The organism is Solibaculum mannosilyticum (assembly GCF_015140235.1).
Classification (GTDB): Bacteria; Bacillota; Clostridia; order Oscillospirales; family Acutalibacteraceae; genus Solibaculum; species Solibaculum mannosilyticum.
Genome location: NZ_AP023321.1, coordinates 457,205 through 477,914, shown reverse-complemented (window position 1 = coordinate 477,914; position 20,710 = coordinate 457,205). Strand labels below are relative to the sequence as shown.

Sequence of the window (20,710 nt, the reverse complement as noted above, 5' to 3'; positions counted from 1 at the left end):
CGGCACCTGTACAAACCGGAAAAATGTGCTTTTTTGATGTTTTTTTCTCTTTTTTCTCCTTTCAAAAAAGCAAAAGAGACATGCCTCCTAAAACCAGCTTGTAGTTTTTGGAGAAGGCTGACAAAATTCCAGATTCCTTTTTCCCTTTCTCAAAAAAATCCCCGGTGCCGCTGAACTTGCAGCACCGGGGAACGTTTCCTTTTAAAGATAAACCTATTTGGTTACCAAGATGGAATCCTGAACACTGTATCCCAGCCATTTTCCGGATTCATCGGCAGCCACAAAATCGAACAGGCGGTCTCCTGCCGTTCCAAAAGACAAGCTGATGGTCCAAATGCGCTCGTCCCCCTCGTCCACACAGCTGTCCACTGTGAAGCTGACGGCCCGGCCGTTTTCGTTTCGGACGCCCAGTTTGGTCACTCCCAAGGAAGTGACAGCCCGTACCTGAACCGGTTCATTGACAGCCACTTCATCGGCTTGGAAAATAGCTTCGTACAACAGCGCTTCTGCCGTCGCTTCGATGGTCACATTCACCGACTTCTCCGAATCCTGCCAATAACCATCCTGTTTAGCCGAGATGCCAAAGGTGCGTTCGCCGATGGTTCCCACGCTGGCTACCAGAGTCCAGACACGGTTATCGCCGGAATCGTCGTAGGCGCTGGATTTCAGGCCAATGGTCTTGCCGCGCTCATTGGTGAGCTTAAGCTGCTCCACATCCTTGGATGTGGTGATGGTGAAGGTGATGTCTTCATTGATCTTATAAGCAGCCGGGTCACGGTCCACTTTGGCCTCCAGAACGGGCGACACGGCAAATACCGCCACCATCAGAACGGCATCCACACCGGAATTCTCAATCATACCTCTGTCATCCTTCAGGAAGATGCGCAGAGTGCGGTCTTCTCCAGGGGTGCCCAGGGATGCCTTGACAGTCCAGGACTTTGTTCCGTCGCCATTGTTGACCGACTTGATAGCGGTCTTGGAAATCCATTTGCCGCCTTCGTTTTGAAGCAGGATATCACTGATAGAATCGGCGGTCTTAAAGGTCATGGTGAAGTTTTCATTGATCTCGTAGATCGCCGGATCACGATCCAGTTTCAGATCGATAACCGGTTTATCGTCCAGGGATTCCTTCTCGTGGAAAAGGAAGTAGTCAAAGTTACCGACAAATTTGCTCTCCGCCTTGAGCACAAAGTAAATGGTATGGGTGCCGGTGATGGTCTTATCCAGTTTACCGGTAACCTCCTGATAATTGCTCCAGCTTCCTGTGGGCGGTACATAGATGGTACCCATCAGTTCTCCGTCAGGGGAATCCAGACGGACTTCCACACGGGCGGTGTCGTCTACGTCACCGTTAGGTCCGGAATGGCGGATGGTAATGGAATCGGTGCCGTTAGTTCCGGTGAAATCCACATACTGATAGCCGATGTAGCTGTCAGGATAACAGGAACCAATGTTGATCAGGTCACCGCTGCCTTCCACAATGATGGTGCCCTTCATATCGTCAAAGGACTCGGCTTCGATCTTCTCAAGGCCGTTCCGCATGGGCTGGAGGTTGGCGATGGCGGCATTGATCTTGTCGATCATGTCGAGAATCTGGCTGACGGTCAGATCTTCCTGGGCGTACAATGCCTCGGCCTCGGCGATGACGCTGTTCAAAGCGTCGATGCAGGGCTGGGCATAGCCGGTAACATCGTAACCCTTAGCGTATTCAATGGCAGCACCCAGGCTATCCTTATCGGTGGATTCCGAGATGTAACCCAGAAGTTCCATTTCTGAGATTTCCAGTTTATCCCCGCCGGTGACGTCCAATTTATAGTACTCGTACTTTTCATCGTTGTCGATGGCGAAGGGACGTACGGTGCGATCCCAGCGATAGGACTCGTTCGAACGGCTGTCAAGCTCCACCCAGGTCTCGCCGTCGTTGGAGGCGGACAGAGTCCATGCCGTGGGGGCGGTGGAGGAAGAGACGTTGGTTAAGGTGTACAGTTCTACTTTTTTGCCGTTGTTCTTGCCAAAGTAGTAGACAATGGATGTGTTGTTCTGCGAGAATTCAGGCGAACCTCCGTCGGAAGTGTTGTTAAAGAGACGGGCGGATTCTTTCGTCAGGTTGGAGGCATAAACGCCGGCATTGTTGCCGGTCAGTTCATCAGCCGAATCCACAAACTTGACGTTGGCGGAGGTGAAATCATCCATGGGTTCTGCTACCTCGTCATCGGTGGTGATGGAGGTGGGCAGGGATTCTTCTGAAGTGCCCCAGGCGGAGGGTTCACTGCCCATTTCGAAGTCCAGGGTGATATTGCCGTCGCCGTCTTTGTCGCCGTTGATGAGATCACTGTGGGTGATGAAAGTCTTATCGTAATCTTCGCCTTCTACCTTCAGGCTTTGGACATACAGATTTTCTTTGCTGTTTTCCGGGGCATTGATGATCACATCGTTGCCGTTCTCCAGATGGATGGTGGCCTTTTTAAACAAGGGTGAACCGATGGCAAATTCTCCACTGCCCATGTTGACAGGGTAAATTCCCAGAGCGGAGAAGAGATACCAAGCCGACATTTCACCATTGTCCTCATCGCCGGGATAGCCCTGGCCGATGGTATTGCCCACATACAGACGGCTTACGATATCGCGCACCACTTCTTGTGTCTTATAGGGCTGGCCTGCGTAATTATACATATAGGGAATGTGGTGGGAAGGTTGGTTGTTGCCGCCGTACTGGCCCAGTTTGTTGTCCCGTGCCTCACGCTGCTCGTGGATGACGCCGCTGCCGCTGGACAGATGATATTCTGTACTGGTGGTAAAATACTCATCCAGTTTCTCCGCCAGCTTATCCCGGCCGCCGTAAAGATTGGCAAGGCCTTGGCCGTCCTGGGTCACAGAGAAGGCCATATTCCAACCGTTGGTCTCGGTATAATCGCTGCTCCATTCAAACGGATCAAAGTCTTCATCGCTGGTGGTCCATTTGCCGTCGTAGCTCTTGCCGCGGAACCAACCGCCTATATTGGGGTTAAAGAGCTTGACATAGTTCTGGGCGCGGTTCATATAGTAGACGTATTCATCATTGAAGTGCTTATACTCGGCGCTTTCGGTATCGGCAATCTGGTCCCGCTGGATTTTCGCCATGTTGGCGATGCCGTAGTCGTTGATGTAACTCTCGATGCTCCAGGACATACCAGATCCGTAGTTGTTGCCGGTATAGCCGTAATAAGGGGAATTCTGAACCTCGGCACGGCCGCCGTTGGTCAGATTATTGGTAACGCAGCTGGCATTTCGCACCGATGCCAGATATGCACTGTCCACATCAAAGTCGATGCCACGCATCAAAGCGTCGCCGAAAATGACGTCGGAACTGGTGCCGACCATGGAGGGACTTCCGCCGGGGGCGATCCAACGGGGAATCCATCCCTGGTCGATGTAGTGCTGGGACAATCCGTTGAGAAGCTCTGCATCCTTGGTGGGAGTGAAGAGGGCATAGGCGGCCCAGGTGGTACGGTAAGTATCCCAGAAGCCGTTGTTGTAGTAAAGAATGCCGTCCTTGATGGGCTTATTGTTGTTATCGCTGCCGTAGGGGCTGCGATACTGCCACTTGGGATCTTCGTTGGTGTTCACATTCTCCGACAAGGTGTTGGGGAACGAGAACAGGCGGTACATACCCGAATAGAAGGAGACCATCTGCTCATAAGTGGCATCTTCGATTTCAACGATCCCCAATTGATCGTCCCAAGTCTGCTGGGCGCGTGCCTCGACGGTATCAAAAGTATCGTCCTCGGAAATCTCAAGCTCCAGATTGTGCTTGGCCTGGTCGTGGCTGATGTAAGAGGTAGCAACCTTCAGGTTGACTTCTTTGGTGCCGTCCGGGAAGGCAATCAGGGCCTGTCCGTGGGAGGCGTCGGTGACGGTGGGAGTACCGGCCACGTCGAATTCACCATAGACAAAGATCTTGCTGGCGCCGTTGTTGCCCACATCGTGGTGGGAAATGGCCTTGAAGCTCTTGCCGTCTTCAGAGAATTCTACACTGGCTTCGCCCATGGTGCTGTCCAGAATGACGTTGCGATGGGCTGCCGTGTCGTCAAAGGTGAAACGCATCATGGCGGCGTGATCGGTGGGGGTCAGTTCCAGTTTGGAACCGGATGCCGGTGTCCCCTCATTAAAGGTGACGCTGTAATAATGGGCCTTTGCCTCTTCGTTCTCGTGGGTGTAGGCCGAACCGCGAGCTGAAGCCTGAACGTTGTCCTTTGTGGGATTGTCCACAGAGGTGTTGACCATGAACTGATAGGTACCACGGTCGCCGATCCAGAAGCTGGCCTCGTGGCTGATGGTGATATGCTTAAAAGTGCGGTCCTTGGTTAGCTGGTAGTCATAGTGACGTGGGCTGCCGGAATTGTTGGCAGGTACCCAGAAGTTAAAGGCGTGGGGGGTATTGACCATGGGGACGGTAAGTCCGCGGGAAACGCCCCATTCATAACTGCTGGTGCCGCGGAGAATGTTGACGTAGTCCGACAGGTGCTCATATTCTACCGGCTCCACCTCTTTGATGCTGATGTCGTCAAAGAATGTCTGGAACCAGCTGCCGTCGATCTCCTCGCCGGTCTCGGCATCCTCTATCTTATTGCTGTTGGAGGGTTTGTTATAGCTTACTAAAATCTTGTCGATGACCTTTCCCTCTGCTACGTCGCCGATGTTGGAATAAATGTGGTTCCACTGGCGCGTGGTTAAGGTTTTGGACTCACCTTGCGCTTTGGCCTCTACTACGTTGCCGTTTTGGTCGATGGCATTCAGCTCACTCAGATAGGTGCCATCGGTAAAATGCAGGTCGATGGCGGCGTACATACTGGTATATTCGTAATCATAGTCCTCATCCCCGCCCTGGTACTGGGGGAAGATCATGTAGGAAAGCTGCGTATCGGGTTTTACCTCGATGCTTAAATTGTCATAGATGACATTGTTGCTGTAAGCTTCTCCGGTACCCATATGGATACCGCCTGCCACATAGGTCTTATCTCCGGTCCATCCGCTGGTGGAGCTGTGTCCGCTCACTGTGGAGCCGGGACCGCCGCCTAATTTGGCGGTCATACCCACCACTTCGGTGGAGCCTCCTTCGCCGATACCGGAGCCTACGGCAAATTCCGCCATCTGGGTAAGATTTTCACCGCCGTTTTTGCTGATCTCCAAACGGTAATATCCATAGGCTGTTTCATTTTCAATGGCATAGACATTGGTCTGGAAACGGTTGGCAAAGGAGGCATTGGTTTGAACATCCAGCTCCACCCAACTGCCGTCCTCACCGGTCTCGGAACCGTAAAACTTCCAATCCACGGGATCGCGGCCTGGGATGTCGTTGGCCGAGGTGATGGCGTAGTTGCGCACCACAACAGGTTCGGTCATTTTAAAGTTAATCCACAGGGGATCCTCCACTGTCGGCTTCGCGGAACCAAAAACGCTGGTCAAATATTTGGTGGAAGTATCCCGGTCGGTCAACTTAGCCAGACCTTCACCGCTGCCATTTCCGTCATAGCGGGCGGTTACCTCGTCAAAGTAGCCGATATACTCGCCTACGACCGATTGGGAACCGGGCGCCTGCTCTACATTCTTATAGCGCAGCGAACCGTCCTCTGCTACATCGACGGTGTTTTCTTTGACCGATCCAAATAGATCCTCATCCTCCTCAAACGACGAGAAAAACTGATCGGTTTGACCTTTGTCCTGAGCGGAGACAACCACTCCGGAAGCCGCTATGCTGCTTGTAATCATACAGGTAGCCAACGCGACCCCTAAAACTCGTTTTGTCAGCGAACTCATTTTCACAACTCCTTTTTCCACAATTTCTAGAATGCACATTCTGTACAAACACGTTCCTTCCCGACGTCTTTGCACAAGTTTAGATTTATTATACGAATAAAATAAAATTAAGTCAATTATTTTAAGCTTTATTTCTAAATAAAATCTTGTTTTGAAATAAAAAGTTTATAACAAATACCATTGAATGATGCAAAACTTTTCTTGCGGAGTTTTTATATAAATTATTCTTTGCTAAAGGCTCCTCTTTTTGTCTTATTGACACAGCAACGGATCCCCATAAAAGCAGCGCCTCAGCACTTTTTCAAAGTGTGAGGCGCCCAGCTTCATCTTATTTTTTTGAAAAATTGAAACTAACTAAGTCGATTTACGGACCAGACAATATTGCCGGCATTTCCGCCTAAATTGAGGCCTATGGTCAATCCTTGCGATTCATAGAACAAGCCAAGTACATCACCGGCATTCAGTGCGACTTTTCCCGCCAAAGTGACGGTACCATTGCCGAGTACTGCTCTTAATGTCAACAACGTAACGCTGACGTTCAAAATCGGGAATAACCCCGACACCAGATCCGTTGTTGTCGGAGCGGTCCTTCTGACAACAAAAGCAGGATTTACATTATTCCCCAACGATACACTGACTGACGCCGTTGTCGTATAATTGACGGTTGCCTGAATGGAGTATACCCCTGTTACGGGAACAGTGTACTGACCAGTCGTCGCATTGAAACTCCCGGTATTGTGATACGGAGCTGCTGCGTTCCAACCCGTCAGCTGACTGCTCGTGGTAAGCGATTGAGCTGGCAAGGACGCTGAAAATCCCTCATTGGTAACAACAGGTCCAGTGGCACCGGTAGCACCTGTCGCTCCGGTCACACCGGTGGCGCCTATTGCGCCTGCTGCACCTGCGGGGCCGGTCGCTCCTGTAGCTCCCGTCGGACCAGTGGGGCCGGTGGGACCGGTGGGGCCGGTCGGGCCAGTTGCTCCTGTTCCTGTCGCTCCGGTGGCTCCTGTAGCTCCCGTCGGACCAGTGGGTCCGGTGATACCGGTCGGGCCGGTTGGACCGGTGGCTCCAGTACCAGTGGGACCCGTTGCACCGGTTGCTCCAGTTACGCCGGTGGGGCCAATGGGGCCCTGCAGACCGGTTGGACCAATCAAGCCCTGAAGTCCTTGTATGCCAGTTGCACCGGTAGCACCTGTGGCGCCGACAGGACCCTGTGCACCAGTAGCACCTGTCGGGCCGGTAGGACCAGTCAGTCCAATCGGACCCTGCGGGCCGGTGACACCAGTCGGGCCGGTTGGGCCGGTTGGACCTGCGATACCTTGAAAACCAGTTGGGCCGGTAGCTCCGGTGGGACCGACAGGACCTGCAGGTCCTTGCAAACCGGTTGCACCAGTAGATCCTGTGGCACCGGTAGGACCGACAAATCCTTGCGGACCTGTCGTACCAGTGGGGCCGGTTGCTCCAGTAGGGCCGATTGGGCCCTGGGGACCGGTTGCACCTGTAGCACCGGTGGCACCGGTCTCACCAGTCACGCCCGTAATACCTGACGCACCAATGGGTCCTTGAGGTCCCATTGGGCCGGCCGGACCTGGTTCACCTTGTGGCCCGATTGGCCCTTGGGGTCCCATTGGACCAGTCGGGCCCGGGAATCCCCTTAATCCCTGGGGACCCATGGCGCCGGTCGCTCCTGTGGCACCGGTGGCACCCCTTGGACCCTGGGGACCCATCGGCCCGGTCATTCCCGTTACCGGGCAGCAGCACTCCGGAGTACAGGGTGGCGGTGGACAAGGCGGCGGACAGGACGGCGGGGGGCAGGAAGGCGGGCAAGAACACCCTTGGCGCTGGAAGGAAGCGTTTTGAAACGTCCGAAAAGCATTGGAAAAGTCCCTATTGTAATCTGCGCAATTGTATTGATTCATGTTTCGAACAGCCTCCAGTTGTAGTTGGGATACGTGTTCCGTTGTGTCATATCCTATAGCATTGTATGATGCGCGGTAAGAATGGGTGCTTATCCGCTGATGAAAATTTTAAAAAACATCCCCTTTTGTTCCCCTCCTCCTTTCAAAAAGACTCCTGTTTTCTTTTTCATTCTATGGCCTTATCTCTTAAAATGTTTTTGCCTTTTCCGCTTCTGGACGGCTTTCTCTTCCCCTTTTGCCCCATCTTTTCCCGCAGGCGGGAAAATGAATTTGTGCACAAAGACAAATTGCAAAGATTAAGTTAAAAGTAGTACAAACAGCTTGTCTTTTTTGGCTTTTTGAGATAAAATAATAGTATCAACAAATTATTGGAGGTAATCAACATGGGCATTAAAGTTGGTATCAACGGTTTTGGCCGTATCGGCCGCCTGGTATTCCGCGCTGCCGTGGCTCAGCCTGAAAAGTTTGACGTCGTGGCCATCAACGATCCTTTTATCGATCTGGACTACATGGTTTACATGGTCAAGTATGACTCCATGCATGGCCGTTTTAAGGGCACTGTCGAAATCAAGGACGGCAAACTGGTCGTCAACGGCAAGGCCATCACTGTCTTCGCTGAGATGAATCCTGAAAACATCAAATGGGGCGAGGCTGGCGCTGAATACGTCGTCGAGTCCACCGGTGTCTTCACCACCACTGAGAAGGCCAGCGCTCATCTGAAGGGCGGCGCTAAGAAGGTCGTTATCTCCGCTCCTGCCAAGGATAAAGAGACTCCCACCTTCGTTTGCGGCGTTAACCTTGATAAATACACCAAGGATATGTTGGTCGTTTCCAACGCTTCCTGCACCACCAACTGCTTGGCTCCTCTGGCCAAGGTTATCAACGATGAATTCGGCATCGTTGAGGGTCTGATGACCACCGTTCACTCCACCACCGCTACCCAGAAGACCGTTGACGGTCCTTCCAAGAAAGACTGGCGTGGTGGCCGTGCTGCCGCCGGCAACATCATCCCCTCTTCCACCGGTGCTGCTAAGGCCTGCGCCCTGGTTATCCCGGAAGTCAAGGGCAAGCTGACTGGTATGGCTTTCCGCGTTCCCACCCTGGATGTCTCGGTTGTTGACCTGACCGTCCGCCTCGAGAAATCCACCACTTACGAAGAGATCTGCGCCGCTGTTAAGAAGGCCAGCGAGACCACTATGGCTGGTGTCCTGGGCTACTGCGACGAGGACGTTGTTTCCTCCGACTTCCTGGGCGAGGATCACACCTCCGTGTTCGATGCCAAGGCCGGCATCATGCTCAACCCCAACTTCGTGAAGTTGGTTTCTTGGTACGACAATGAGTGGGGTTATTCCAACAAGGTTCTCAACCTGATCGCTCATATGTACGAAGTCGACAACAAATAAGTCTGTCCCTTTGGTTGAGTGGCTCTGCGGCAGTGAATAGTACTGCTGAGAACAAAACACAAAATGATACCTCTTTCTGTCCGCCTTTGTACGGCCAGAAAGAGGTATTTTTTATGCTTTTCAGCTGTTTCAAGTTATATCATTCCATTCATAGCTAAAATAAATAGAATGCAAGTAATAGCAATCATAATTGCCAATAAAAAGAGGCCTGTATGCCTTGTGCGCTGTTCTCTTTCCGCTGTGGAAATATAACCGCTTTTTCTCAATGCGGCAGTTACAGGCCGATACAATAAATATGTGAAGGCTGCATTTAGTCCACCTTTTAATAAATTAAATGGCAAAAAGGCTGGAAGCAATAATTCTACGACCGCTTCTCTCGGATATCCCATATAGAGCGGTGTAATTAAGTAATTCCACAACATCATAACAGCTGTTGATATGATACACCCGCTGACCAACCCAATAACTGCACCGGATAAGGTCCGCTTCTTCTTATAGATAACAGCCACCGTACAAGCAAATGAAAGAGATTGGACTATGTTCATGATACATCCTAAAATCCCTGTGTCACTGACGGTTATCATTTCGATCATGGCTACAACAATTGCTACAATACAAGAAGTCATCGGTCCCCAGATCAGGCCACCTAATGTGACGATAATATCTGACGGGTCATACTTCAAAAATAAGACGACGGGAACTCTTCCGACAGCCATTACAACATAAGTAATGGCGCATAGTATAGCCGTAGTTGTGATTTTCTTTGTTCTGCTGTTCATGTTTGTTTTTCCTCCATAGCCTAAAAAATTAACACCTGAAAGAAAATGCCCTTCAGGTGTTAAATAACAATTAGACCACAGAAAAATATAGCTTTGCTACAAACTGTGGAAAGCTAATCCTATCTTCTTTCATCCAGACTATACTGTTGGTTTTGGAATTACACCAAATCATGCGTTTAACGCTCGCGGACTTTACCGCCAATCGGGAATTTCACCCTGCCCCGAAGACACTTCTATTCATTTGTCTTCCGTTATTATATCTTTTGCATTTGGAACTGTCAATGAACAGTTTCACAAGACCTGTCTTAATCTGAAAAAGGAAAACTTTGTTGTTCCTGGATGAGTAATTTTTCCATATGGGCTCTACTGAAAAGTTCTGATATCCTTTTGCAAATATGGGTTAAATTCCATATTTTATTTACACTGATGATATAGAAAATTTTCTGTTTTTTAGATTTTCCCCCGGAATAATTTACCAACGTTGACAGCCTAGAAAAAGTGTGATACCGTAATTTAGCAGATCAGTTAGTATTAACTAACCAGGATAGGAGGAAAAATATGAAGAACTGGAAAACATTCGTAAGCGCTATGTGCGCTGTCCTTCTGGTAGCTGGGACAACTCCTGTCTCCACCGTCAGCGCAGCAGGCAGTGAAACATGTCCTAACTCGGCCTCGGCATTGGATAGCCAAAGCGTGAATCGTGCAAGCAATGAGCTGGTGATCGATGACAACTCCTTCAATTTGGACAGCCTCATCAAGAGCGGTCTGGGAGATAGTCCGACTATTAAAATCGGCGTCGATCTGACCGGCGTCGGCCAGACGGTTCTTCCCAAACAAGTGACTCTGTTGACCGGTTGGAAAACCGGCAATTTCTTTGAGCCCGAAGAATACGAAACCGAACGACAGCTGGGCAACAACATCCAAGGCGCTGCCTTCACCTTTGAAGAGGGCAGCAATGTCACTGTGAAAAGCATCCGCTTCAAAATGCCGGAAAAGAGCATCACCATTCCCGCCGGCGTCACCGTCAATTTTGAAAATTGCAGCTTTAACAGCACCATTGTAAACTACGGCAACGCTACCTTTCACAACTGCACCTTTGGCAACGGCCAGATCGAGAACCACGGCAACGCCTCTTATACCGGAACCACTTCCGAACCGGAGAATACCGTCGAACCTCAGCAGCCGATCGGCGGCGAGCTCATCATTGACGACAGCAATCCGTACGACTTGGACGAAATCTTGGCCTCCAGCCTCGGCTCCAACAACGTTGTAAAAATCGCCTACAACATGTCCAGCGTCGGCAATACTGTCCTTCCCTCCCAGGTGAAAACTCTCATGGGATGGCAGATCGGCAACATCTTCTACGACGAAGGCGAAAAGGTGAGAACCCTTGGCAATAACCTCAATGACGAAACCTTCTCGTTTGAGGCGGGAAGCAATACCACCGTCAGAAGCATCGATTTCAGAATGAAGGAGAAGGCTTTCACCATTCCGGAAGGCGCTACGGTTCAATTCGTGAATTGCAGTTTTTCCGATACCATCGTCAACAACGGAACCGCTGTGTTTGACAATTGTACCTTCAAAAACGGCAAAATCGAAAACAACGGCGCCGCAGAGTACATCAACGGCACCAAGGAACCGGAAAATCTGGGAACACCTTCTGAAGCTCATATCCCGTTGGGCGTGGTCATCCACAAGTCCGACGTTCAGGATGCGGTTGTCGGAACCCAGTACGCCGGGGAAATCTCCTACGAGGTCAGCGGCTCCAACAAGGACCAGGCCGATGTGACGGTGGAGGTCTCGCCGTCCGATATGGGAATTCGAGCCGAAGTAAAAGAGGGTAAGATCGTTTTGTCCGGCACGCCTACCAAGGCCGGCACGGTCGACGTCACCCTGACGGCAAAAGCTCAAGGGGATACCGATGTCTCCGACACCGTCCAGGTGTCTGTCAACCAGCCCTTGACCGTCAGCGTAGAGGGTCAGCTGGACTGCGTGACAGCCGGACAGAGCGGTTACTCGGATTATCTGGATGTCTACGTCGCAGAGGGGGACGGAGAAAAGGTCAACTACTACGACTACATGCAGGGCAATTCCGATGCTGAATTGGAGGTCAGCCTCTCTCCCGAAGGAAGCGGTATGACTGCAAGCTGGCTCTTTGATCAGATTTCGGTCTCCGGCACTCCGGAAAAAGCCGGAACCTATTATGTCTCGGTCACCTTGAAGGACAAGGGACAGGTCGTGACCAGCAATCAAGTGGAGCTCCGCATCTACACCGGCGACGAAACCTTGAAGGGTCAGTTTGAAACCTTAGACGGTTCTCAGTCCACATGGGATATGGAGCCCTACGAGATCTGGAACAGCGATAATGCAGTGGTCCCCACCTATCTGAAGACCATCTATGGCTCCCATGAATCCGGTCTCTACGGCATCATAGGCAACAACAAGTCGATCGGCACTGACACATTGGTCATTCCGGATGGCTGTGATGTCACGCTGGAAAACATCAAGGTCTACAGCAGCGTCAAAATCATTGTGGAAAAGGGCGGCTCCCTTACCCTGCGCGACTCGGTGGCTTACGGAACCATTGAGGTAAACGGCGGCACCTTCTCCATGGATCATTCCGCCGGCCTGGTGGATCAGCTGATCCTGAACGACGGAAGTGTTCTCAAGGACGCCGACATCGTCTCCAACGGCCGCTTCCTGACCGACGGTTCGGGCAAAGAAGTGGTGGATACGGTTGTCATTGTAAATGGCACCGTCACAGCACAGGGCATCAATACCATTGAAGCGGAATGCGGCCATGGAGACGAACCCGGCCAAACTGCTTTACAGGTAAACGGTCAATTGGTCATTCCGGAAGGAAGCGTTCTGACGGCCATCGGCGGCGGCGATGAGCTGTACGGTCCCGGCTGGAACGGCGGCATCGGCGTCTATTTGAACAACGGCGTCATCTCCGGCGAAGGTAAGCTCATCGCGAAAGGCGGCGTCGGTGTAGACGGCCCTGGCGGAAATGCCATCGACGGCACCGGTAAGATCACCGTAGCCGAACTGGAGAGCACAGGCGGTGATTCCATCAAGCTGATCGTCGGCCAGGACAAAGGCGGCGATGCCGTAGGGGAATCGGTTATCGTGACCACCAAGAATCCCGTGCTCAAGGGCGGCGATGGAGACCCCGTTGGTTCGGCCGTCGTCACCTTGAAGTCGGACAAATCAGTTTTAAAGGATCTCCTCTCCCAGCTCAAAGAGCTCAATGAAGCCGATTATACCGCTGAATCCTGGACGGTTCTGCAAGAAGCCATTGCCGATGCTCAAGCCGTTTTGGACGACAACGACGCCACACAGGATCAGGTGGATCAAGCTGTGAGCGATCTTGAGGCCGCCCAGAAGCAACTGGAGAAAAAACAGGAGCCCTCCCAGGAGCCCGACGATCAAGATCCCGAACAGCCGGGTGAAAACGAAGGTTCTCAGACACCGGGTCAAAATACCGGCGATGATTCTTCTCAGGGTAGTACACAGGGTGGAAGCACTTCCAATCCCTCCACAGGCGAGTCCTCCCCGGTAGCTGGAATGGCGGGATTGTTGGCCGCTTCCGGTTTGACACTGGCTATCCTGAAAAAGAAAAAATCTCAATAAGAACGTCCATACATAAGGGATTGCCTCTGTAACATCCCATCGAGATTCTTTTCTTTGACACAAATAAAAACGTGTGGGGCCTTGTCCGCTTGAGTGGATCGAGGCCCCACACGTTTTTCTCTCAAAATACTGATTGGCTTTGGCGGAAGGATGTGTTATAGTAAGAAAGCTTTTTTGATCCATCTTCCAAAAGGAGGAAGTTTTTTATGATCTTAGAGACCGAACGCCTTGCGCTTCGGGAAATGACGCAGGATGATTATCCTGCCCTGTGCGCTATCCTACAGGATCCCGAAGTCATGACGGCCTATGAACACGCCTTTTCCGATGAGGAGGTCCAACGGTGGCTGGATCAGCAAATCCACCGGTACCGTCAAGACGGCTTTGGATTGTGGGCCGTCCTTCTAAAGAGCACAGGGGATATGATTGGCCAATGCGGTATCACCATGCAGGGCTGGGACGGACAATGGGTATTGGAAGTGGGATATCTGTTCCGTAAGGACTGTTGGCACAAGGGATATGCGACCGAAGCCGCCGTCGCCTGTAAACAGTACGCCTTCCAGACACTCAACGCTGACCGGGTCTATTCCATCATCCGGGATACCAATCTCCCCTCCCAGAAGGTCGCCATGCGCAATGGGATGTCCATCTGCGGCCAGTTTGTCAAGCACTATTATGGCGTGGATATGCCCCATCTTGTATTCTGCGCTGCCAAAGAAAAAGACACCCATCCACAATAAGGATTGGGTGTCTTTGTCTTACTTCCACGCGTTTTCAAAACGCTCCATCAGCTGCGAAAGCTCTACCTTCTGTCCAAGACAATAAAATGAGGTCAGAGCATCCTCCGGATCGTAGATCATAACCGGCAATGTCCCTGTCTGGCAGTCGGGATGAAGGTCAAACATATCCCGCTTCATGCAAGAGGCATCCGAAAAAGCTTTATCGTAATACCGTGTGGCCAGAATCTCTCCCTGCTTTACATACCGCAGGATGATAGCCCGATCCGACCGGGATAAGCTCAGATAGCTCTCGCCCTTGCTTCCCATATATTGACACTGTTCTCCCCAATGGATGATACCCGCGCCGCATCCATAAAAAAATCCCAGCAGGAGATTGCGGTCGGTTTCAATGGCATCGTCGGGCAAACAGACGTAGAAGTTGGGCTTGAAGATGGAATTGGACTCCTTCTTGAGCAGCTTCGTGACCTGCTTTTGGATCGTCTTGCCGGTATCCAACAGATAATAATAAAAAGGAGTGTTCGGCACACGGCCCGGTTCCTCTACAGGGAAGGTCTTATATTCCTTGCCATCCTCCTTCTGATAGACAAATCCATTGTTCTGGACTAAAATAAAAATTTTGGGCGTCAAAACAGCATCGCTCCCTTCTCCCCTATTATACAAAAAAACCTGGGCTTTTCCAACCGGAAAGCCCAGGTTTTTGCATGTTGATTCTCCAAAACAATCAGTGAACTATCGTAATACCGCCGATGATGGGCAAAGGCTTCATCTTGCCCTGAGCTGCATTGACCACGCCCATAATAAACAGCACGAGGGTAAAGATACCTAGCAGGCCTGTGAGCAATCCTGTAAACCAACGGATGACCGGGATAAAACCTAAAATAAACCGGGCTGCACTGATAACGATCTCCAAGAGAAAAAGGACAAGGCCTTGATTGACATGGAAGCGGACATAAGAATCCTGCGGCGCCGCTACCAAGCCGATCACCCATAAAAAGCCGAAGTAGGATAAAACACTGAAGAGTTTGGAATTGCTATTCATCAAATCATTCCTTTTTATCAAATTCTATGTTTGACATTATACCAGACCCCCGTCCGATTTGCAACGATTCTCCTATTCTTTGATTTTTTCTTCTTTACTTTCTGTTGTTTTTGATGATATTGCAGCACATCAGCCTTTTCTCATCCTCCAGATCTTTCAACAACTCCTTTTCTCTCCCAGCAAAGCCTCTTGAACAGAAGGGAAAATGGTGGTATACTGAAGAAAATGAAGTCGATTCCGGGGAACTGGTGCAAAGCCGGTTGAGAGGAAGCTGTTACCGCTTCGACCCGCCCACCTGACCCAGATAATACTGGCGTAGGGAGAACGAAGGAAAAGCTCTTTTGGAATCTTTAGAGGGCTGTTTTGATTTGCTCGCTCTGCCAGTCGGTAGGGCGTTTTTTGTTGCAATGCGCAAAGGACGGAATCCCCCATCCATGAGACCAGAGAAAGGATGTTTTACCCTATGGCAAACACTCAAATTACCGCCGCTCGTCAGGGCATCGTGACCCCTGCCATGGAAGCCGTCGCCAAAAAAGAAGGGCTCTCTCCGGAAATTGTACGCCAGCGCGTGGCCAAAGGCACCATCGCCATCCCGTGCAACCGTCTGCACACCTCCATTTCTCCTACCGGTGTGGGCGAAGGACTCACCACCAAAATCAACGTCAATCTGGGCATCAGCCGGGATTGTCAAAGCTATGAGCTGGAACAGCAGAAGGTCAATACCGCTGTGGCGCTCAAGGCTGATGCCATTATGGACCTCTCCTCCTACGGCAAAACCCGGGAATTCCGCAAGTGGATTGTGGAAACCTGTCCGGCCATGCTGGGCACTGTGCCCATCTACGATGCCGTAGGGTTCTTAGAGAAGGATCTTCGGGACATCACCGCCGAGGATTTCCTCCGCGTGGTGGAGACCCATGCCAAGGACGGTGTGGATTTTATGACCATCCACGCCGGCATCAACCGCAAAACCGCCCAGCGGTTCAAGGACAATCCCCGCAAGACCAAGATCGTATCCCGCGGCGGTTCCCTGCTCTTCACCTGGATGGAGTTGACCGGTCAGGAAAACCCTTTCTATGAATATTACGACAAAGTCATGGATATTCTCGGGGAATACGATGTGACCATCAGCCTGGGCGACGCCTGCCGTCCCGGCTGCATTGCCGACGCCTCCGATCCCTCCCAGCTGGAGGAGCTCATCACCCTGGGCGAGCTGACCAAGAGGGCTTGGGACAAAGAGGTCCAAGTCATGGTGGAGGGTCCCGGACACATGCCGCTCAATCAGATCTCCGCCAATATGATGCTGGAAAAACGTCTGTGCCACAATGCTCCCTTCTACGTCCTTGGCCCGCTGGTCACCGACATCGCCCCTGGTTACGATCATATCACCAGCGCCATTGGTGGCGCCATCGCTGCCGCCACCGGCGCCGACTTCCTCTGTTACGTCACCCCTGCCGAACATCTCCGTCTGCCCGATGAGGACGACATGAAAGAGGGGATCATGGCCGCCCGCATCGCCGCTCATGCCGGCGATATCGCCAAAGGCATCCCGGGCGCTTCCGATTGGGACGATCAGATGAGCGACGCCCGTCAGGCTCTGGATTGGGACAAACAGTTCGAGCTGTGCATCGACCCGGAGAAGGCCAAAAAATACCGTGCTTCCTCATCCCCGGCCCTCCACGATTCCTGCTCCATGTGCGGCAATATGTGCGCCATGCGCAACATGAACCGCATTATGAGCGGTGAAGACGTCACGCTGTTAAAATAAAACTACGATCGTTTGGGGAAGGGACACGTCCCCTTCCCCTTTCCTCTGTTTGAGACGTCCCCATAAGGAGTGTTTTCTTTGAGCTCTGTTAAAACCAATTCCACTCTGGCAAAATCCACACCGCTCTTTCGCATCACGACCGCCGCACTTCTCACCGCCATCGCTGTGGTCGGCGCCAGTACGGTGGTCATCCCCTTTGATGTGGCCAAATGCGCGCCGGTCCAGCACATGGTCAATGTGTGTGCCGGCGTACTTTTGGGCCCTGTCTGGGGCACTGTGATGGCCTTTGCGGCCTCTCTCATCCGCGTCCTGCTGGGCACCGGTACCATTATGGCCTTCCCCGGCAGTATGGTGGGCGCCCTTTTGGCGGGACTTCTCTTTCATCTGACCAAAAAGACATGGGCTGCCGCCCTCGGCGAAGTGGTTGGGACAGGCATCCTAGGCGCCATAGCAGGGAGTTTTCTCTCCCGCCTGGTACTGGGAACCGAGGCAGGCATTTTGCTGTACATCCCGTCTTTCCTGATCAGCTCGGCGGCAGGCGCCGCCATCGCGCTGATTTTGCTGCCTCCGGTCCGGCGGGTGATCGGACGGCTCTCCCATGATTCTTCCAACGCTTGACGAGGTGATCCTTTTATGAAACATGTATTGACTATCGCCGGTTCCGATTGTTCCGGAGGAGCCGGTGTCCAAGCCGATCTCAAGACCATGTCGGCCCATCGCTGTTTTGCCATGAGCGTCATCACGGCCATCACCGCCCAGAATACCCAGGCGGTCAACGATGTGCTGGACATCCCTCCCGCCATGATCGAAGCACAGATCGACGCTATTTTTACCGACATCCGGGTGGACGCCGTTAAAATCGGTATGGTGTCGGTGTCCGATTCCATCCGCGCCATCGCGGGCAAGCTGAGACAATATACGCCTCCCTTTGTGGTGGTGGATCCTGTGATGGTGTCCAAAAGCGGTTATGATTTGCTGCGTCCTGAAGCGGCGTCGGCCCTTAAAGAGCTTCTGCTCCCTTTGGCCACCATCGTAACACCCAACGTCCCGGAGGCCGAGAAGCTGGCGGGCATGTCCATCCGGTCGGAGGACGATATCAAAGAGGCTGCACAGCGCATTTATGCCTTGGGCGCCAAACAAGTGCTCATCAAAGGCGGCCATTCCGACGGCCAGCCCACCGATTGGCTGTTCGACGGCCAGAAATTTACCGCTTTCCCCGGCAAACGCATCGACACCCCCAATACACACGGTACCGGCTGTACCCTCTCCTCTGCCATCGCCTCCAATCTGGCTCTGGGACATCCGGTGGAGCAAGCGGTAGAATTGGCCAAACAGTATATCCAAACCGCCATTGAGCACTCCATTCCCTTAGGTCATGGCCATGGACCAGTCAACCATTTCTATGAATACTACGGAGGCGAATGTTAAATGCTACTAGCCGATCCCATCCTTTTAGAACAGTCGGCGGACCTTTTGGAAAACGTCCGCCGCGTGCGCCCTCTGGTGCACTGCATGACCAACCGCGTCACCATCAACGACTGTGCCAACATCATCCTGGCTGCCGGAGGTTCCCCCATCATGGCCGAGGATGAACGGGAAGTGGAGGAAATCGTGGCGGCAGCCGGTGCCCTGGTCATCAACTTAGGCATCCTGAGTGAAACCATCTTCCCCTCCATGCTCAAGGCCGGACGCGCCGCCAAACGTTTGGGCGTACCGGTGATCCTGGATCCTGTTGGATGCGGGGCGTCAAAACTCCGGGATGACTGTTGCAGGCAGTATATCGACGAGATCCATCCTGATATTGTCCGCGGCAATATGTCGGAAATCAAGGCTTTGGCCGGTATGACCTCCTCCACCAGGGGCGTAGACGCCGGTATCGACGATGCCGTCACGTTGGACAACGCCCATCAAATGTCACCCTTGGTGACCGATCTGGCGAAAAAGCTCGGCACAGTGGTATCCGCCACCGCCGCTGTGGACATCATTTCTGACGGCAACCGCACCGCCTTTGTGGCAAACGGTCATCCTATGCTGTGCGACGTCACCGGCACCGGATGCATGGCGTCGGCCTTGACAGGCGCCTGCGCCGGGGCTGGGGATGCCTTCACCGCCGCTACCGCCTGTCTTATCCTCATGGGATTGGCCGGCGAGATGGCCCAGGAAGCCGTCCAGGCCGAGGGGCGCGGCATCGGCACCTTCCGTATCCGTCACCTGGACTACATCTACACCATCCAGAGGGAAGATATCTTAGAAAGGGGGAAGGTATATGAATCCCGCTGACCTCACTCTTTATTTGGTTACAGACTCCGATCTATGCCCTCCCGAAAAGGTGCCGGGAGTGGTGGAGAAAGCCATCCGCGGCGGTGTGACTCTGGTCCAGCTGCGGGAAAAGACCGCCTCCTCCCGCGAATTTTATCAGCGGGCTTTGGCGGTCAAAGCTGTGACCCAAGCTTATCACGTCCCCCTCATCATCAACGACCGGTTGGATATCGCCCTGGCGGTGGATGCCGACGGTCTCCACATTGGCCAGGAGGATCTTCCTGCATCGGTAGCCCGCCGCATCTTGGGGCCGGATAAGCTGCTTGGGGTATCGGTATCCACCGTGGAGGAGGCCATGGCCGCCGCTCAGGACGGCGCCGATCATCTGGGGGTGGGGGCTTTGTTCCCCACCGACACCAAGGAAGTGGATCATCTTGTGGATGCCCTTGCCATCCGTCAAATCCGGCAGCAGTCGGGCCTTCCCTTGGTGGGCATCGGTGGCATCAAGGCATCCAACATGGACGTTTTGCGAGGATCCTTGGCCGACGGCGTGGCAGTTGTTTCGGCCATTATGTGTTCCCACGATCCGGAAGCAGCCGCCCGGGAATTGGGTGAAGCCTACCGGAAAGCGGGGGTAACCGATGAAATTTGATGGATTTATCTTTGACTTGGACGGTACGTTAGCCGATTCCATGTGGTTGTGGGATGGGCTCCTGGATCAATGGCTGCTGGAACGGGGATTTGGTCCCCAGCCAGGTCTCGCTGAGGAAATTGCCCATCTGACGACCCAACAATCGGCCCAATTGGCAGTGGAGCGGTTTCATCTGGACGAATCCCCACAGCAGGTTATGGATGAGTGGACGCAGCTCTCGATGGACGCTTATGCCCACAAAATCCAACCCAAGCCCGGGGCTGTGGACTTTTTAAAACGTCTCAAGGCCCAGGGGATGCCTGTAGCTCTTGCCACCTCCTGCATCCCGGAAACAGCCTACGTCTTCTTGGATGCCCACAGCCTACGTCCGCTCATCGATGCAATTGTCTTTACCGATCAGGTGGCCCGGGGCAAAGAATATCCCGACGTCTATTTGGAAGCCGCCCATAGGCTGGGAGTAGAACCTCAAAAATGCGTTGTATTTGAGGATATCCCTCAGGCAGTCAAGGGCGTCGGTGCAGCTCATATGGCATTGGTGGGGGTATCGGATCCTCACAGCGATCAGACGTATCTAAAACAGGAAGCCGATCTTTTCCTTCCCGATTTTACCCATCCTTCCCTCCATTCTTTTATCGGATTCAGCCAGGAATAAAAATTTTCCGTTCATTTAGAAAGAAAAGCCTCAGCGGATTGCTAAAATCCGCTGAGGCCTTTTATGTTCCATTGAT

General features: G+C 52.5%; 13 protein-coding genes, 1 pseudogene and 2 riboswitches. Of the genes and pseudogenes, 9 read left to right on the top strand and 5 right to left on the bottom strand.

Annotated elements, in window-relative coordinates; translation table 11 throughout:
* Positions 1-213 precede the first annotated feature (213 nt).
* Together C12CBH8_RS02175 and C12CBH8_RS11995 are read right to left on the bottom strand one after the other, a co-directional pair.
* Entirely contained in the window at positions 214-5,796 is a 5,583-nt protein-coding gene (locus C12CBH8_RS02175; protein ID WP_215533436.1) for a GH92 family glycosyl hydrolase, read from the bottom strand.
* 350 nt (positions 5,797-6,146) lie between these two features.
* Positions 6,147-7,532: pseudogene (locus C12CBH8_RS11995) on the bottom strand (collagen-like domain-containing protein); the annotation flags it as partial.
* 566 nt (positions 7,533-8,098) lie between these two features.
* On the opposite strand from C12CBH8_RS11995, the gene gap reads away from it, so the two are divergent.
* A complete protein-coding gene (gap, locus tag C12CBH8_RS02165; protein WP_099323157.1) occupies positions 8,099-9,118 on the top strand; it encodes a type I glyceraldehyde-3-phosphate dehydrogenase in 1,020 nt (339 codons plus the stop codon).
* 134 nt (positions 9,119-9,252) lie between these two features.
* Here gap and C12CBH8_RS02160 read toward each other — a convergent pair whose 3' ends face one another.
* Positions 9,253-9,897, bottom strand: coding sequence for an ECF transporter S component (locus C12CBH8_RS02160; RefSeq protein WP_215533434.1), 645 nt, complete (start codon positions 9,895-9,897; stop codon positions 9,253-9,255).
* A 117-nt stretch (positions 9,898-10,014) separates the two neighbouring features.
* Positions 10,015-10,130: riboswitch (FMN riboswitch) on the bottom strand.
* A 325-nt stretch (positions 10,131-10,455) separates the two neighbouring features.
* On the opposite strand from C12CBH8_RS02160, the gene C12CBH8_RS02155 reads away from it, so the two are divergent.
* Together C12CBH8_RS02155 and C12CBH8_RS02150 are read left to right on the top strand one after the other, a co-directional pair.
* On the top strand, positions 10,456-13,530 hold the full coding sequence (locus C12CBH8_RS02155; RefSeq protein ID WP_215533433.1) for an LPXTG cell wall anchor domain-containing protein: 3,075 nt from the start codon (positions 10,456-10,458) through the stop codon (positions 13,528-13,530).
* A 206-nt stretch (positions 13,531-13,736) separates the two neighbouring features.
* Entirely contained in the window at positions 13,737-14,267 is a 531-nt protein-coding gene (locus tag C12CBH8_RS02150; protein ID WP_090265733.1) for a GNAT family N-acetyltransferase, read from the top strand.
* Between the two features lie 18 nt (positions 14,268-14,285).
* On the opposite strand, the gene C12CBH8_RS02145 is transcribed toward C12CBH8_RS02150, so the two are convergent.
* Both C12CBH8_RS02145 and C12CBH8_RS02140 read right to left on the bottom strand, forming a co-directional pair.
* Positions 14,286-14,894, bottom strand: coding sequence for a hypothetical protein (locus C12CBH8_RS02145; RefSeq protein ID WP_090265731.1), 609 nt, complete (start codon positions 14,892-14,894; stop codon positions 14,286-14,288).
* Positions 14,895-14,988: 94 nt separating this feature from the next.
* Positions 14,989-15,306, bottom strand: a complete 318-nt coding sequence (locus C12CBH8_RS02140; protein WP_090265730.1) for a magnetosome magnetite crystal formation protein family — start codon at positions 15,304-15,306, stop codon at positions 14,989-14,991.
* Between the two features lie 228 nt (positions 15,307-15,534).
* A riboswitch (TPP riboswitch) is annotated at positions 15,535-15,645 on the top strand.
* 124 nt (positions 15,646-15,769) lie between these two features.
* Here C12CBH8_RS02140 and thiC point away from each other — a divergent pair.
* The 6 genes from thiC (at position 15,770) to C12CBH8_RS02110 (ending at position 20,634) form a co-directional block, all read left to right on the top strand.
* Positions 15,770-17,071 (top strand): phosphomethylpyrimidine synthase ThiC, encoded by a 1,302-nt coding sequence (gene thiC, locus C12CBH8_RS02135; RefSeq protein WP_215533432.1) that lies wholly within the window; start codon positions 15,770-15,772, stop codon positions 17,069-17,071.
* 78 nt (positions 17,072-17,149) lie between these two features.
* The gene (gene thiW / locus C12CBH8_RS02130) at positions 17,150-17,689 is read left to right on the top strand and encodes an energy coupling factor transporter S component ThiW (RefSeq protein WP_246441651.1); all 540 of its coding nucleotides are present in this window, start codon (positions 17,150-17,152) and stop codon (positions 17,687-17,689) included.
* Between the two features lie 15 nt (positions 17,690-17,704).
* Positions 17,705-18,499 carry a bifunctional hydroxymethylpyrimidine kinase/phosphomethylpyrimidine kinase gene (thiD, locus tag C12CBH8_RS02125; RefSeq protein WP_215533431.1) on the top strand — a complete coding sequence of 265 codons (795 nt, stop codon included), beginning with the start codon at positions 17,705-17,707 and terminating at the stop codon, positions 18,497-18,499.
* A complete protein-coding gene (thiM, locus tag C12CBH8_RS02120) occupies positions 18,500-19,351 on the top strand; it encodes a hydroxyethylthiazole kinase (protein ID WP_090265725.1) in 852 nt (283 codons plus the stop codon).
* Positions 19,338-19,982, top strand: a complete 645-nt coding sequence (thiE, locus tag C12CBH8_RS02115) for a thiamine phosphate synthase (protein ID WP_090265724.1) — start codon at positions 19,338-19,340, stop codon at positions 19,980-19,982. The genes thiM and thiE overlap by 14 nt, the downstream gene beginning before the upstream one ends.
* The gene (locus C12CBH8_RS02110) at positions 19,972-20,634 is read left to right on the top strand and encodes an HAD family hydrolase (protein WP_215533430.1); all 663 of its coding nucleotides are present in this window, start codon (positions 19,972-19,974) and stop codon (positions 20,632-20,634) included. The genes thiE and C12CBH8_RS02110 overlap by 11 nt, the downstream gene beginning before the upstream one ends.
* Positions 20,635-20,710: the final 76 nt, after the last annotated feature.